Consider the following 13586-nt stretch of genomic DNA (forward strand, 5'->3'; position numbering starts at 1 on the left):
TCGTCGCCGCACTCAAGGACCGCGACGCCACGGTCTCGGTCGCCGTCCACGACCCCCGGCGCGGGCTGCGCTGCGGGCTCGGCGACGCCCGGCTCTACGACTCCGCCGGCATCGCCAAGGTCCTCATCATGCAGGCCGTCCTCGGGCCGGCCGAGGAGCTGGGCCGCGCGCCCACCCGGCTGGAGGCCCAGCGGATGAAGGCCATGATCACCCGCTCCGACAACACCTCCGCCACCGACCTGTGGCAGGGACTCTCGCGCGCCCGGCTGAACAGGGTGCTCCGCGAGGCCGGCGCCCAGGACACCGTCCTCGGCCACGACCGCTACTGGGGCCTCACCCGCACCACCGCCCGCGACCAACTGGCCCTGCTCGCCGCCGTCTCCCGCCGCACCGAGGCGCTCACCCTGATGGGGCAGGTCGTCAGCAGCCAGGCCTGGGGCGTCACCGCGGGCGCGCCCCGCACGGTCAAGGTCCACCTCAAGAACGGCTGGCTGCCCCGCGCCACCCACGAGTGGCGCGTCCACAGCATCGGCATCGTCCGCGGCACGGGCACGGGCACGGGCACGGGCACCACCACCGGCACCGGCAGCGCCGTCGTCGACTACCGGATGGCCCTCCTGAGCCACGACAACCCCACCATGCGGTACGGAGTGCGCACCTTGGAGGGGATCGCCCTCGCCGTGCACCGCGGACTCGCGGGCAGCACGGCGGCCCGCGGATTCACCCCCGGGGACAGGATCAGCGAGACCCCGGACGGGAGCGCTCCGCGCGGCGAACCGGGGCCTCGCCCTCCGGCGCCGGGTGGGACGTGGCCGGGGCACCGGCCGCAGGAGTGGGGGACGTACCCAGGAGCCGTGCCCCCGTCCCGTACAGCACGAGCCCGACGGCGAGCCCCGCGCCGGCTCCGAAGCATGCCGTCGGAATGACGTCCAGGGGCGTCTCGATCCGGTTCCAGCCCCAGTACGCGGCCCAGCGCAGCACCCGGTGGGCCACCCCGGCGAGGACGCAGCCGCCGATGAGGCCGACCGCGACGAGCCGCCCCCGCCGGCCCGGGACCGGGATCCGGGCGGGCAGCTCGGTGTCCGGCGCGGTGGAGCGCAGCGCCCGGAACGTGAACCAGCAGAGGAGCCCCAGGGCCAGCGCGGAACCCCCGTACTGCGCGTAGAGGTAGACGGGGAACCCGGCCACGAGCTCGCCGAGGAAGGGGATCGCCCGCGTGCCCCAACGGTCGATGTGGGTGAAGGAGTCCCACACCACGTGGGTCGTCGAACCGACCACCGCGGAGAGGAAGAACCAGCCGGCGAGCACCGCCGTGTGCCGGTCCCGCCAGGGACGTCCCCGTACGAGCCCGTACACCCGCCCGCGCCACCGGGCGGGCAGCAGCGCGACGAGCGGCTCGCGCACGGTCAGCCACAGGGCCACAAGGGTCGCGGTGATCAGCACGTCGGCCGTGACGATCCCGACGGGGGAGTGGGTGACGTCGCCGAAGGCCATCGCCCCGGGCACCGCCGTGGCCGCGAAGTAGGTCATGTCGGGCGCGAAGGAACCCGCGACGAGAGCGGAGGCGACCAGCGGTCCGCGCGCGGTCCCGTCACGGCGCAGCCCGGGCAGGACGGCGGCGGCATGGCTGAGCGTGAACGGCAACGGGAGCTCCCACTCGGTTCCGGTGGTGACGGCCGCGGCGGAACGGCCGCAGTGCAAGAGGGTCAGGACCCGCAGGTCGGTTCCCGTCCCGAGCCGGTCAGCCCGTATACGTGAGGAGGCCACCGGTCCGGGTCCGATCGCCAGGAGGCCGAGAGGTGACGAAAGCGTGAAACACGGTCAGGCGTCAGTGCCCGGTGGTCCGGAGTTGGCATAGGGTCGCCAGAGGTCACACGCGGGGAGCGTGGGACTCAGTCGATGGGGAGGGGACCACAGGTATGGCAGCGCAATTGGGCCGCCGGCTGCGCAAGGGGGCCACCAGCGGTGCGGTGGTGGCCGCGGCGGTCGCGGCGCTCGCCGCTTCGCAGGCGCCCGACATGATCCCGCCGCCCACGGACAACGCCGGCGGCGACCGGGCCATCGGCGCCGGGGACACCGCCACGCCGCCGACCGACGGTTCCGCGACCGGCGATTCGCCGTACTACACCGAACTGCCGCCGCTGAACACCCCGATCAAGCCCGGGGCGCCCACCAACCTGCCGGTGATCACCGGGCCCGCCGAGGCCGGCATACCCGCGTCCGTCCTCTCCGCCTACAAGCGGGCCGAGGCGTCGGTCCGCTCGACCGACCCCGGCTGCAACCTGCCGTGGCAGCTGCTCGCCGGCATCGGCAAGGTCGAGTCCGGCCAGGCGCGCGGCGGCGGCGTCGACGCCAACGGCACCACTCTCTCGCCGATCCTCGGCCCCGCCCTCAACGGCGTCGGCTTCGCAAACATCTCGGACACCGACGACGGCGCCTACGACGGCGACAAGACACACGACCGAGCCGTCGGCCCGATGCAGTTCATCCCGTCCACCTGGGCGACCTGGGGTCAGGACGCCAACGGTGACGGCAAGAAGGACCCGAACAACATCTACGACGCCGCGCAGGCCGCCGGTCTCTACCTCTGCGCCAACGACCGGAACCTCGCGCTCCAGGCCGACCTCGACCGCGCCGTCCTCAGCTACAACCGCTCGAGGGAGTACCTGAACACGGTCCTGTCCTGGTTCGAGTACTACAAGCGCGGCACCCACCAGGTCCCGGACGGTACGGGAGTGCTGCCGGTCGACCGCAGCGACACCCGCGGCCGGGGCAACCGCCCCACGCCCACGCCGCCGCTCTCGCCCCTCCCGACGACGCCCGCGCCGACGCCCCCCGCGTCGAAGCCGGTCCCGCCGAAGCCGCCGAAGCCGTCCGTGCCGCCGACCACCCCGCCGACGACGGACCCGAGCAAGCCGCCGACCACCCCGCCCACGACTCCGCCGACGAAGCCCACCACCCCGCCGACGACGCCGCCCACCGTCCCGCCGGCCGTCAAGGTCACGCGGCTCGCGACCGTGACGACCGGTCCGCTGACGACCACCACCGGGAACGTCTTCGCCAAGTCCCCCACGGTCGCGGCGCTCGACGCCTCGGGCGCACCGGTCGTCGGGGTGAGCATCAGCTTCGAGATCGTCGGAACCACCGACGCCCGCTTCGCCGGGGGGGCGGCCAAGGCCACCGTCACGACCGGCGCCAGCGGCATCGCCGCCGCTCCCGTGCTTCGGGCGGGGGAGAAGCTCGACTCGTTCAAGGTTCGGGCCACGGTCGTGGGCCGCACCCCCCTGGTCACCACCGAGTTCACCGCGACGGTCACCGAGCGCAAGGCGGACACCCTCACGCGGCTCGACGGCGAGGCCGCCTTGTCCGCGACCACCGGCACCGGGTTCACCCATCAGCTGCGGGTGAAGGCCACCGACAAGGGCGCGCTCGCCCCCGGCGTCCTCGTCACCGGCCGCATCGTCACCTCGAAGACCGCGACCGAGCCGAGCGCTGACGGACCGTACTTCAAGGGCGACGCGGGCGCGACGGCCAGGACCACGACCTTCACGACCGACGCGGACGGTCTGATCCCCCTTGCCGCCGACGGCCTTCTCGCGGGCGGCAAGGCGGGCACGTACTTCCTCCAGCTGACGACGCCCGGCGGCGGCAGCGTCTTCGTCGAGCTCACGGTCACGGCGCCCGAGCCCACCCCTGAGCCGTCGACCCCGGAACCGACACCCCCCACGACCGACTCGCCCGAGGCCACCTCCTCTCCCTCCTCCTCGCCCTCGGCCTGACCGAAGGACCGCTCCCCGCGTCGCGTCCTCCAGCGCCGCCCCTCCGTCCGCACCGGACGCGGGGGCGGCGTTCCGCGTTACCCGGGTGCAACGTGTTCTCATCTCGCGGCCGCATTGCTACGGTGCCCCCGCCCTGACGCCCTATCAGATCCAGCCGCGGGAGGCCGACCATGCGCGCCCTTGTCGCCGTCGCCATCGGACTCGCCCCAGTCCTCCTCTTCGTCCTCCTCGTGTCCCTGGTCGATCTGCCGCCCGACGGGCCCACCTCGCCCAAGCCCCTGCTGACCGCCGATCCCGGCCCCAAGAAGTAGGGGGATACCGTGCGCCGCCGAGCCAGCCTCGTCCTGCTCGCCTTCGCCGTCTGCTTCGCCGCCATGGCGCCGACCCTGCGGTGGTACGCCTTCCCGCGCCTGGCGAAGATCCCGCCGAACCAGTACCAGGAGACCGTCCTGGAGGCCCGGCCCGCGACCCTCCTCAACTACGCCACGCTCAAGGCCGAGAAGGTCGAGAAACTCACGATCGTCCAGACCCTCAAGGGCAACGTGGAGGAGTCGCAGCGGATCGAACGCGACGCCGGGCGCGACGTCGTCGTCTGGGACGCCCTCGCCTACGTCATGGGCCCCGACGGCAAGATGGTCTCCAAGGTCCCCGAGCGGTACATCTTCGACGCCCATACCCAGGACCCCGTCCACGCCACCGGCGAGTCGGTCGACGGCGACCCGGTCCGGCGCGAGGGCATCGAGTTCAAGTGGCCCTTCCTCACCGAGAAGCGGGACTACCAGTACTTCGACGCCCAGACCCGCACGTCCGCCCCCATCCACTACAAGGGCACCCAGACCTTCCGCGGCATGGAGGTCTACTACTTCGAGCAGACCATCCCCTGGACCAAGGTCCCCATGCCCAAGACCATGCCGGTCAAGATCCCCCCGGAGGTCCTCGCCGAATCCGGCCTCACGCGCTGGTACACGACCAAGCGCATGTTCTGGATCGAGCCCGTCACCGGCGCCCCCGTCAACGGCGAGGAGATCCACCGGGAGGAGCTCCGCAACGCCAAGACGCTGATGGGCCAGGACACCATCACCGTCTTCGAGGGCCACGTGAAGATGCGCGAGGACTACGTCAAGAGCGTCGGCGAGCTGGTCGAATCCAACCGTCTGATGGTCCTGATGCTCGTCTCCTACATGCCGTGGAGCCTCACTGTCCTCGCCCTCGCCCTCCTCGCCCTCGCCTTCTGGCTGGAAGCCCGCTCCCGCCGTGCGGCGGCACCGCCGGTGCCGTCGGTGCCGACGGGGTCCGTCACCGCTCCCGTCTGAGCCGCGCGCTGGTGTGCCGGGTCGGCTCCGCCGCGGAAGGGTCCTCCGGCCACGGGTGCTTCGGATACCGGCCCCGGAGCTCCGCCCGCACGGCGCGGTAACCCTCCCGCCAGAACGACGCCAGGTCGGCGGTGACCGCCGCCGGCCGCCCGGCGGGGGACAGCAGATGGACCAGCACCGGCACCCCCGCCACCCGCGGCGTCTCGGCCAGACCGAACATCTCCTGGAGCTTCACCGAGAGCACCGGCCGCCCGCCGCCGTACTCGACCCGTATCCGCGAACCGCTCGGCACCTCGATCCGCTCCGGTGCGAGCTCGTCCAGCCGGCCCGCCTCGCCCGTCGCCCAGGGCAGGAGCCGCCGCAGCGCCTGCCCGGCGTCGATCCGCCCCAGATCGGCCCGGCGCGCGGCCCGGGACAGCTCCGGCTCCAGCCACTCCTCGGCCCGGTCGACCAGCGCCCCGTCCGCAACGTCCGGCCACGGGTCGCCCAGCTCCCCGTACAGGAAGGCGAGCCGCTCGCGCAGCTCCGAGGCGTCCCGGCTCCACCGCAGCAGCCCGAGTCCCTCCCGCCGCAGCCCGTCGAGCAGCGCCTCCCGGACGAGGGCGCGCTCGGCCCCGGACCCGAGGGGCCGCACGGTCAGCTCGACCGCGCCCAGCCGGTCCACCGAGCGCGCGACCACGTCCCCGTCCTCCCAGCGGACCTCCTCGCCCGTGGCCCGCAGATGATCCGCCGCCCACCGGGCGGTGCTCTCGTCGACCACGGCCGCCAGTCGCACCCGCGCCGTGGCGTCCCGCGCCGTACGGTCCGCCACCGCCACCGCCAGCCACGGAGTGGAACGCAGCCCCGACCCCTCGGCGATCCGGGCCCCGCTGCCCGACACCATCAGATAGCCGCCCTGCTCCCGCGCCCTGGCCACCCGCTCCGGAAAAGCCAGCGCGGTCACCAAGCCGGCCACGGCGTCCTCACCGCCCGCCCGCGAACCGGCCCCCGCCTTCGCGTCCCGCCCCGGTTCGGCCGTCCCGCCGGCCGAACCGGCCGAACGCTCCAGGCGCCGTGCCTCCGCCTTCCAGCGGGCCGCGTAGCCGTCCGCGCCCCGGCGGGCCGACTGCCAGGCCGCCGTCAGATCGTCCCCGTACTCCCGGGGAGGCTCCTCGGTCAGCAGCGCCACCACCTCCGCCGCCCGCCGGACACCGACCTCGGCGGCTCCGTCGAGCAGCGCCCGGCCCAGCCGGGGGTGGAGTCCGAGCCGGGACAGCCGCACTCCGCGCTCGGTGGCCTTGCCGTCCTCGTCCACGGCACCGACGGCCGCCAGCACGGAACGGGCCGCCGCCATCGCCCCGGCGGGCGGGGCGTCGAGCAGGGCGAGCCCCTCCGCCGTCGGATCGCCCCAGCACGCGACCCGCAGAGCGAAGTCCGCCAGATCGGCGATCCGGATCTCGGGTGAAGGGAACCGCACCCGATTCCCGTCCTCGGCCTCCGCCCAGCACCGGTAGACGGTGCCGAAGGCCTCGCGCATCGACCGCCCGGACCGCTGCGTGGCCGCCGCGACCGACACCGGCACCGTCGCCAGCGACCCCAGCCCCCGCGCATGGTCCATCCGCGGCTCCCGCGCGAGCCCCGAATCCACGACGATCCGGACCCCCGGCACCGTCAGGCTCGACTCCGCCACCGACGTCGACAGCACCACCCGGCGCCGCCCGCCCGGCTCGGCACCCCGCAGGACCGCGTCCTGCACCGCCGCCGGCGCCCGACCGTGCAGCTGGAGAACCTCCGCGTCCAGCCCGGCGAGCAGTCCCGCCGTCCGGGCGATCTCCCCCGTACCGGGAAGGAAACAGAGGACGTCCCCCTCGTGCCGCTCCATCGCCAGCCGGACCGTCGCCGCCACATGGCGCAGCAGAGCGGGATCCACCCACGTGCCGTGCGAGGGCCTGATCCCCGCCGGGGGAGCGGCGAACCGGACCTCGTATCCGTGTCCCTCGCCCTCGCTCCGCACGATCGGCGCGGGGTCGCCGCCGTCCACGACCGTGAGCAGCCGCGCCCAGGCCTCGGCGTCACTCGTCGCCGAGGCCGCGATCAGCTTCAGCTCCGGCCGCAGGGCCGCACGTACGTCCACCAGGAAGGCCAGGGCCGTATCGGCGTCCAGATGCCGCTCATGGCACTCGTCGAGCAGCACCACGTCCACGCCGGCCAGCTCGGGATCCCGCTGGAGCCGCTGGAGCAGAAGGCCCGTGGTCACCACCTCGATCCGGGTCGCGGGACCCACCCGGCGCTCGCCGCGCACCGAGAAGCCGACCGTCCCGCCGACCTCCTCGCCGAGCAGCCAGGCCATCCGCCGGGCAGCCGCGCGCACCGCCATCCTGCGCGGCTCGGCCACCAGCACCCGCCGCTTCGGTCCGTCCCCTATAAGCCCCGCGAGCGCGAGCGGCACCAGCGTCGTCTTGCCGGTGCCGGGCGGCGCGTGGAGCACCGCCGTGCCGCGCTCCGCGAGCGCGGTCAGCAGCTCGGGGACGGCATGGCGGACGGGAAGCAGGTCGAGTGCGTCGTTTCGGATCACGCACTCAGTCTCATACGCGAGGAGAAGAGGTGGGTCCGGTTGTCCACAGGCGCCACCTACTAATAGGACTAATCCTGGCGTTCGCAGACGAAGATCGCCGTGCCCGGGATCAGGTTCCCCCGGAGCGGGGACCAGCCGCCCCACTCCTGGCTGTTCCACGCCGGCCACTCCGGCTCGACCAGGTCCACGAGCCGGAAACCGCCCGCCACCACGTCCCGCACCCGGTCCCCGAGCGTCCTGTGGTGCTCCACGTACACGGCCCGGCCCTGCTCGTCCTGCTCGACGTAGGGCGTGCGGTCGAAGTACGAGGCCGCCACCGAGAGGCCCTCCGGCCCCGGCTCGTCCGGGAACGCCCAGCGGATCGGGTGCGTCACCGAGAAGACCCAGCGGCCGCCGGGTCGCAGCACCCGGCGCACCTCGCGGAAGACCCGTACCGGATCGGCGACGAACGGCACCGCGCCGTACGCCGAGCAGACCAGGTCGAAGGAGCCGTCCCGGAAGGGCAGCGCCCCGGCGTCCGCCTCGACCAGCGGCACGCCCCCGCCGATCCGCAGCGCGTGCTGGAGCTGCCGGTGCGAGAGGTCGAGGGCCACCGGCCGGGCACCCTGCGCCGCCAGCCAGCGCGAGCACTGCGCCGCGCCCGCGCCGATCTCCAGGACATCGCGCCCCTTCAGCGAACCGGCCGGCCCGAGCAGTTCCGCCTCGGCCTCGTCGAGCCCCTCGGGGCCCCAGACGAACCGGTCGTCGCCGAGGAACGCCCCGTGCTCGCTCTGGTACTCGTCCGCGTTCCGGTCCCACCAGCCGCGGCTCGCCCGGCTGCTCTCCGCGTCCCCCGCGTCACGCCGGGTCGCCTCGGCGTCGTCCTCGGCCTCATCGTGGCCCTCGTGCTGTTCGTACTCTTGGTTCATCTCGCCCGCCGATGTAGTTTGCGCTCAGTGCCGCCCCGCGGCCGACCCCGCCGATGCGGCGTGGATCGGCGCGGCGGACAAGAAATAGTGCCGGGTTTGCACGGTTCTGCCCCCGGTGCGCGCTTCGCGCATTGACCCTGTCCGGCCGCCCCCGTATGCTAAAGGTTGCGCTGCGGGCCTGCGCGCCTCAGACGGAGCAGGCCGCGCTCGTACCTGTTGTATGTCCCCTCGGTTTTCGAGGCACTTTTCCGTTCGCGGGGAGGGGCCTCATTGGCTGTCCGGCTTCTTGGTGCGATACGGGCTCTCGGCGTAGCAGTACCTACGACTTTCTGTCCGTAACCGGAGCCCTTACCCACATGACGAGCAGCACCGAGACCACCGCCACCACCCCGCAGGTTGCGGTCAACGACATCGGTGACGAGGAAGCATTCCTCGCCGCGATCGACGAGACGATCAAGTACTTCAACGACGGCGACATCGTCGACGGCGTCATCGTGAAGGTCGACCGGGACGAGGTCCTGCTCGACATCGGTTACAAGACCGAAGGCGTGATCCCGAGCCGTGAGCTCTCGATCAAGCACGATGTCGACCCGAACGAGGTCGTCAAGGTCGGCGACGAGATCGAGGCCCTGGTTCTCCAGAAGGAGGACAAGGAAGGCCGTCTGATCCTGTCCAAGAAGCGCGCTCAGTACGAGCGTGCCTGGGGCACGATCGAGAAGATCAAGGAAGAAGACGGCATCGTCACCGGTACCGTCATCGAGGTCGTCAAGGGTGGTCTCATCCTCGACATCGGCCTCCGTGGCTTCCTGCCGGCCTCCCTCGTCGAGATGCGTCGCGTCCGCGACCTCCAGCCCTACGTGGGCAAGGAGCTCGAGGCGAAGATCATCGAGCTGGACAAGAACCGCAACAACGTGGTCCTGTCCCGCCGTGCCTGGCTCGAGCAGACCCAGTCCGAGGTTCGCCAGACGTTCCTCACCACCCTGCAGAAGGGTCAGGTCCGCTCCGGCGTCGTTTCCTCGATCGTCAACTTCGGTGCCTTCGTGGACCTGGGTGGCGTCGACGGTCTCGTGCACGTCTCCGAGCTGTCCTGGAAGCACATCGACCACCCGTCCGAGGTTGTCGAGGTCGGCCAGGAGGTCACCGTCGAGGTTCTCGACGTTGACATGGACCGCGAGCGTGTCTCCCTGTCGCTGAAGGCGACGCAGGAGGACCCGTGGCAGCAGTTCGCCCGTACGCACCAGATCGGTCAGGTCGTCCCGGGTAAGGTCACGAAGCTGGTTCCGTTCGGTGCGTTCGTCCGCGTGGACGAGGGCATCGAGGGTCTGGTCCACATCTCCGAGCTGGCCGAGCGCCACGTGGAGATCCCGGAGCAGGTCGTCCAGGTCAACGACGAGATCTTCGTCAAGGTCATCGACATCGACCTCGAGCGTCGTCGCATCAGCCTCTCGCTGAAGCAGGCCAACGAGTCCTTCGGTGCCGACCCGGCCTCGGTCGAGTTCGACCCGACCCTGTACGGCATGGCCGCGTCTTACGACGACCAGGGCAACTACATCTACCCCGAGGGCTTCGACCCCGAGACCAACGACTGGCTCGAGGGCTTCGAGACCCAGCGCGAGGCCTGGGAGACCCAGTACGCCGAGGCGCAGTCTCGCTTCGAGCAGCACCAGGCTCAGGTCATCAAGTCCCGCGAGGCCGACGAGGCCGCCGCTGCCGAGGGCGCTGCCGCCCCGGCCGCCGGTGGCAACGCCGGTGCGGGCATCTCGGGTGGTTCGTACTCCTCGGAGTCGGACGACAACTCCGGCGCCCTGGCGTCGGACGAGGCGCTCGCCGCCCTCCGCGAGAAGCTCGCCGGCGGCCAGAGCTGAACAGGCTCTCCGCTGAGCGCTAGCCGCTAGCACATCGAGGCCCGCTTCCCTTCGGGGGAGCGGGCCTCGGTCGTTTCCGCAGCTCTGCCGGGCCCACCGGACTCCTCCTCCGGAAGATCGGCCCGCGCGGGAATGGTGATGCGGCGCACGGCGTTGCCAGAGAGAACACGAGGAGGAGCGGTAATCGTGCTTGATCCCCAGGATTTGTACGAATGGGACCCGAAGGGCCTGGCCGTCGTGGACCTGGCCCTGGCGCAGGAGTCGGCCGGGCTGGTCATGCTGTACCACTTCGAGGGCTACATCGACGCCGGCGAGACGGGTGAGCAGATCGTCGAGCGGCTGCTCGACACCCTGCCCCACCAGCTGGTGGCCCGCTTCGACCACGACCGGCTCGTGGACTACCGCGCCCGCCGCCCCCTGCTGACCTTCCGACGGGACCGCTGGACCGCGTACGAGACGCCGACCATCGAGGTCCGCCTCGTCCAGGACGCCACCGGGGCGCCCTTCCTGGTCCTCTCGGGCCCCGAGCCCGACGTCGAGTGGGAGCGGTTCGCCGCCGCCGTCCGGCAGATCGTCGAGCGGCTCGGCGTGCGCCTCGCGGTCAACTTCCACGGCATCCCCATGGGCGTTCCGCACACCCGCCCCGTCGGCCTCACCCCGCATGGCACCCGCACCGACCTGATGCCCGGGCACAACAGCCCCTTCGACGAGGCCCAGGTCCCCGGCAGCGCCGAGTCCCTCGTCGAGTACCGGCTCTCGGAGGCCGGCCACGACACCCTCGGCGTCGCCGCCCACGTCCCGCACTACGTGGCTCGCTCGCCGTACCCGGACGCGGCCCTGACCGTCCTCGAGGCCGTCACGGCCGCCACCGGCCTCGTGCTGCCCGGCGTCGCCCACGCACTGCGGACGGAGGCCCGCCGCACCCAGACCGAGATCGACCGCCAGATCGGCGAGGGCGACGACGAGCTGGTCGCGCTCGTGCAGGGTCTTGAGCACCAGTACGACGCGGTGGCCGGCGCGGAGACCCGCGGCAGCCTGGTCGCCGAGCCGGTCGACCTGCCGTCGGCCGACGAGCTGGGCCGCGAGTTCGAGCGCTTCCTCGCGGAGCGGGAGGGCGACGCGTAGCCCTCTCCGGCCAGGCCCTAAGCTGCCGCTCATGCTGAAGGTGGGCCTGACCGGCGGGATCGGCGCCGGCAAGAGCGAAGTGTCGCGGCTGCTCGTCTCGTACGGAGCCGTGCTTATCGACGCGGACCGGATCGCCCGCGAGGTCGTCGAACCCGGGACACCCGGGCTCGCGGCCATCGTGGACGCATTCGGGGACGGCGTCCTGACCGAGGGCGGAGCACTCGACCGGCCGAAGCTCGGCTCTATCGTGTTCGCCGACGCCGACCGGCTGGCCACCCTGAACGCCATCGTGCACCCCCTGGTCGGGGCCCGGTCGGCGGAGCTGGAGAGCCGGGCGGCCACCGGAGACGTCGTCGTCCACGACGTCCCCCTGCTCACCGAGAACGGGCTCGCGCCGCTGTACGACCTGGTCGTGGTCGTGGACGCGACCCCCGAGACCCAGCTCGACCGGCTCGTACGCCTCCGGGGCATGGACGAGGCCGAGGCCCGGGCCCGGATGGCCGCCCAGGCCACCCGCGCTCAGCGGCTGGCCGTCGCGGACCTCGTGATCGACAACGACGGTCCGCTGGACGCACTGGAACCGCAGGTGCGGAAGGTCTGGGACGAGCTGGAGCGCCGGGCCGCCGCCCCGGCCTGAGACACGCCCCGCGGCAACGCACGGGCGCCGCGGGCGCCCGGCGGGACGTCGGCGGAATGCGGCCGCCGGGTTCGGTGTTCCTTCACTTCATCGAGGGAAGGATGCCACCGTGGCAGACAGGAACCCGGAAACCCACGTCATCGACTTCCGCGCCGCCGAGCACCTGCTGGCCGCGCGGGACCCGCAGGGCGCCGTGAAACTGCTGGACTCGGTGATCGCCGCCCACCCCGAGAACACGGCGGCGCGACTGCTGCGGGCCCGGGCGTTCTTCGCCGCCGCCCAGCTCCGACCGGCACAGCTGGAGTTCGAGCTGGTCCTGGAGCGCGAGCCGGACAACGCGTTCGCCCACTTCGCGCTGGCCCGCACCTTCGAGCGCTCCGGGAAGTCCGCCCAGGCCACCCGGCACTTCCGGCTCGCCGCCGCTCTCGACCCGAAGCCCGAGTACCTCCAGGCGGCGGGGTTCGACTCGCGGAACTGACGGCTGCGGTTCAGCGGCCAGTGCCGCCGTGGTCGGGCTCGTAGGGCGGGATGTCCCGGCCCGGCTGCCAGTGCGGGCCTTGGTGGAGGTGGTGCACGACCATCGCCAGGTCGACCGTGACCACCAGGAGCAGCACTCCGCAGGCAGCCGCCCAGCCAGGGCGGCCCACCAGAGAGAACACGGTCGTGCCGAAGAGGGCCCAGAGCAGCCCCCACACACTGAGCCAGAACCGCAGCCGCAGCGCGCTGCGCGCGGTGGCCGGCTCGTTCCCGGAACGCATGACGGTCACCCCTCCCGTGGGGTCCCCGATTCACTTCCAGGATGGACCCGCGGCGGGGTAGGGGGAAGGGGCGCAGGGCGCTGCCGGGGTCACTAGTGGATGACGCTGTAGCTGCGCCAGGGCAGGTGGCCCGGCACGATTCCGTCGCTGGTGTTGATGGGGAGGTAGGTGGAGTCCTCGCCCTGGCAGTTCCGGGTCCGGTACAGCACGATGTCGGTCAGGCTCTCGTTCGCGACCCTGGTCGCACCGGACGGCGCCAGGCGGTGGCAGCCGTTCACCGAGGGGCTGGTCACGGAGATCAGCAGCTCGCGTTCCGTCTCGTAGGCGATCGGCCCCACGGTGGTGCGGCCGAGGCCCGAGCAGCCGGCGACCGTGAGAGTGAGCAGGACGGCTCCGGTGGCCGTCGTGAGACGCCGGCGAACGGACATGGCGAATCCTCTTCTGTCGTGCGAAGGCGGCGGTCGGCAGCACCCCGGATCCACCCCGGTCCAGGCCACCATGCCGTCTGCGGGACCCCGTGTCATCCGCTGATGGGCCGCCCGGGGGAACGGCCCTGGCGGCCGTTGTCAGACCCCACCCGTAAGGTCGGAGTTCCATAGGAGAACCGGGCGGAGATCCCGTCGGAATCCGCCGCGCAGCGGGAGGAG

12 protein-coding genes and 1 pseudogene are annotated in these 13586 nt (G+C 72.4%); 8 read left to right on the forward strand and 5 right to left on the reverse strand.

Features of this window, described 5'->3' with window-relative positions; all coding sequences use genetic code 11:
• Positions 1-203: 203 nt before the first annotated feature.
• Positions 204-500 (forward strand): annotated as a pseudogene (locus OG357_RS29765) (serine hydrolase); the annotation flags it as partial.
• A gap of 238 nt (positions 501-738) precedes the next feature.
• Here OG357_RS29765 and OG357_RS29770 read toward each other — a convergent pair.
• Complete coding sequence (locus tag OG357_RS29770; RefSeq protein WP_329625737.1) at positions 739-1644, reverse strand: DUF4184 family protein; 906 nt, start codon at positions 1642-1644, stop codon at positions 739-741.
• A gap of 275 nt (positions 1645-1919) precedes the next feature.
• On the opposite strand from OG357_RS29770, the gene OG357_RS29775 reads away from it, so the two are divergent.
• The 3 genes from OG357_RS29775 to OG357_RS29785 all read left to right on the forward strand — a co-directional run bounded on the left by OG357_RS29775 (position 1920) and on the right by OG357_RS29785 (position 5092).
• Entirely contained in the window at positions 1920-3779 is a 1860-nt protein-coding gene (locus tag OG357_RS29775) for a lytic transglycosylase domain-containing protein (RefSeq protein ID WP_329624072.1), read from the forward strand.
• A 170-nt stretch (positions 3780-3949) separates the two neighbouring features.
• Positions 3950-4090 carry an SPW_0924 family protein gene (locus OG357_RS29780; protein ID WP_107105423.1) on the forward strand — a complete coding sequence of 47 codons (141 nt, stop codon included), beginning with the start codon at positions 3950-3952 and terminating at the stop codon, positions 4088-4090.
• A gap of 9 nt (positions 4091-4099) precedes the next feature.
• Entirely contained in the window at positions 4100-5092 is a 993-nt protein-coding gene (locus OG357_RS29785) for a DUF3068 domain-containing protein (RefSeq protein WP_329624073.1), read from the forward strand.
• On the opposite strand, the gene hrpB is transcribed toward OG357_RS29785, so the two are convergent.
• Together hrpB and OG357_RS29795 are read right to left on the reverse strand one after the other, a co-directional pair.
• Entirely contained in the window at positions 5076-7646 is a 2571-nt protein-coding gene (hrpB, locus tag OG357_RS29790) for an ATP-dependent helicase HrpB (RefSeq protein WP_329624074.1), read from the reverse strand. The genes OG357_RS29785 and hrpB overlap by 17 nt on opposite strands.
• Before the next feature lie 68 nt (positions 7647-7714).
• On the reverse strand, positions 7715-8554 hold the full coding sequence (locus OG357_RS29795; RefSeq protein ID WP_329624075.1) for a class I SAM-dependent methyltransferase: 840 nt from the start codon (positions 8552-8554) through the stop codon (positions 7715-7717).
• 356 nt (positions 8555-8910) lie between these two features.
• On the opposite strand from OG357_RS29795, the gene rpsA reads away from it, so the two are divergent.
• The 4 genes from rpsA to OG357_RS29815 all read left to right on the forward strand — a co-directional run bounded on the left by rpsA (position 8911) and on the right by OG357_RS29815 (position 12659).
• Positions 8911-10419, forward strand: coding sequence for a 30S ribosomal protein S1 (gene rpsA, locus OG357_RS29800; protein WP_024757309.1), 1509 nt, complete (start codon positions 8911-8913; stop codon positions 10417-10419).
• Between the two features lie 186 nt (positions 10420-10605).
• Entirely contained in the window at positions 10606-11544 is a 939-nt protein-coding gene (locus OG357_RS29805; RefSeq protein WP_329624076.1) for a PAC2 family protein, read from the forward strand.
• A gap of 31 nt (positions 11545-11575) precedes the next feature.
• Entirely contained in the window at positions 11576-12181 is a 606-nt protein-coding gene (gene coaE / locus OG357_RS29810) for a dephospho-CoA kinase (RefSeq protein ID WP_329624077.1), read from the forward strand.
• A 109-nt stretch (positions 12182-12290) separates the two neighbouring features.
• Positions 12291-12659 (forward strand): tetratricopeptide repeat protein, encoded by a 369-nt coding sequence (locus tag OG357_RS29815; protein ID WP_329624078.1) that lies wholly within the window; start codon positions 12291-12293, stop codon positions 12657-12659.
• 10 nt (positions 12660-12669) lie between these two features.
• Here the strand turns inward: OG357_RS29815 and OG357_RS29820 are convergent, their stop codons facing one another.
• A complete protein-coding gene (locus OG357_RS29820) occupies positions 12670-12939 on the reverse strand; it encodes a DUF6343 family protein (RefSeq protein WP_329624079.1) in 270 nt (89 codons plus the stop codon).
• A 92-nt stretch (positions 12940-13031) separates the two neighbouring features.
• Positions 13032-13367, reverse strand: a complete 336-nt coding sequence (locus OG357_RS29825; RefSeq protein WP_329624080.1) for a hypothetical protein — start codon at positions 13365-13367, stop codon at positions 13032-13034.
• Positions 13368-13586: the final 219 nt, after the last annotated feature.

The sequence above is a fragment of the Streptomyces sp. NBC_01255 genome (genome assembly GCF_036226445.1).
Lineage (GTDB): Bacteria > Actinomycetota > Actinomycetes > Streptomycetales > Streptomycetaceae > Streptomyces.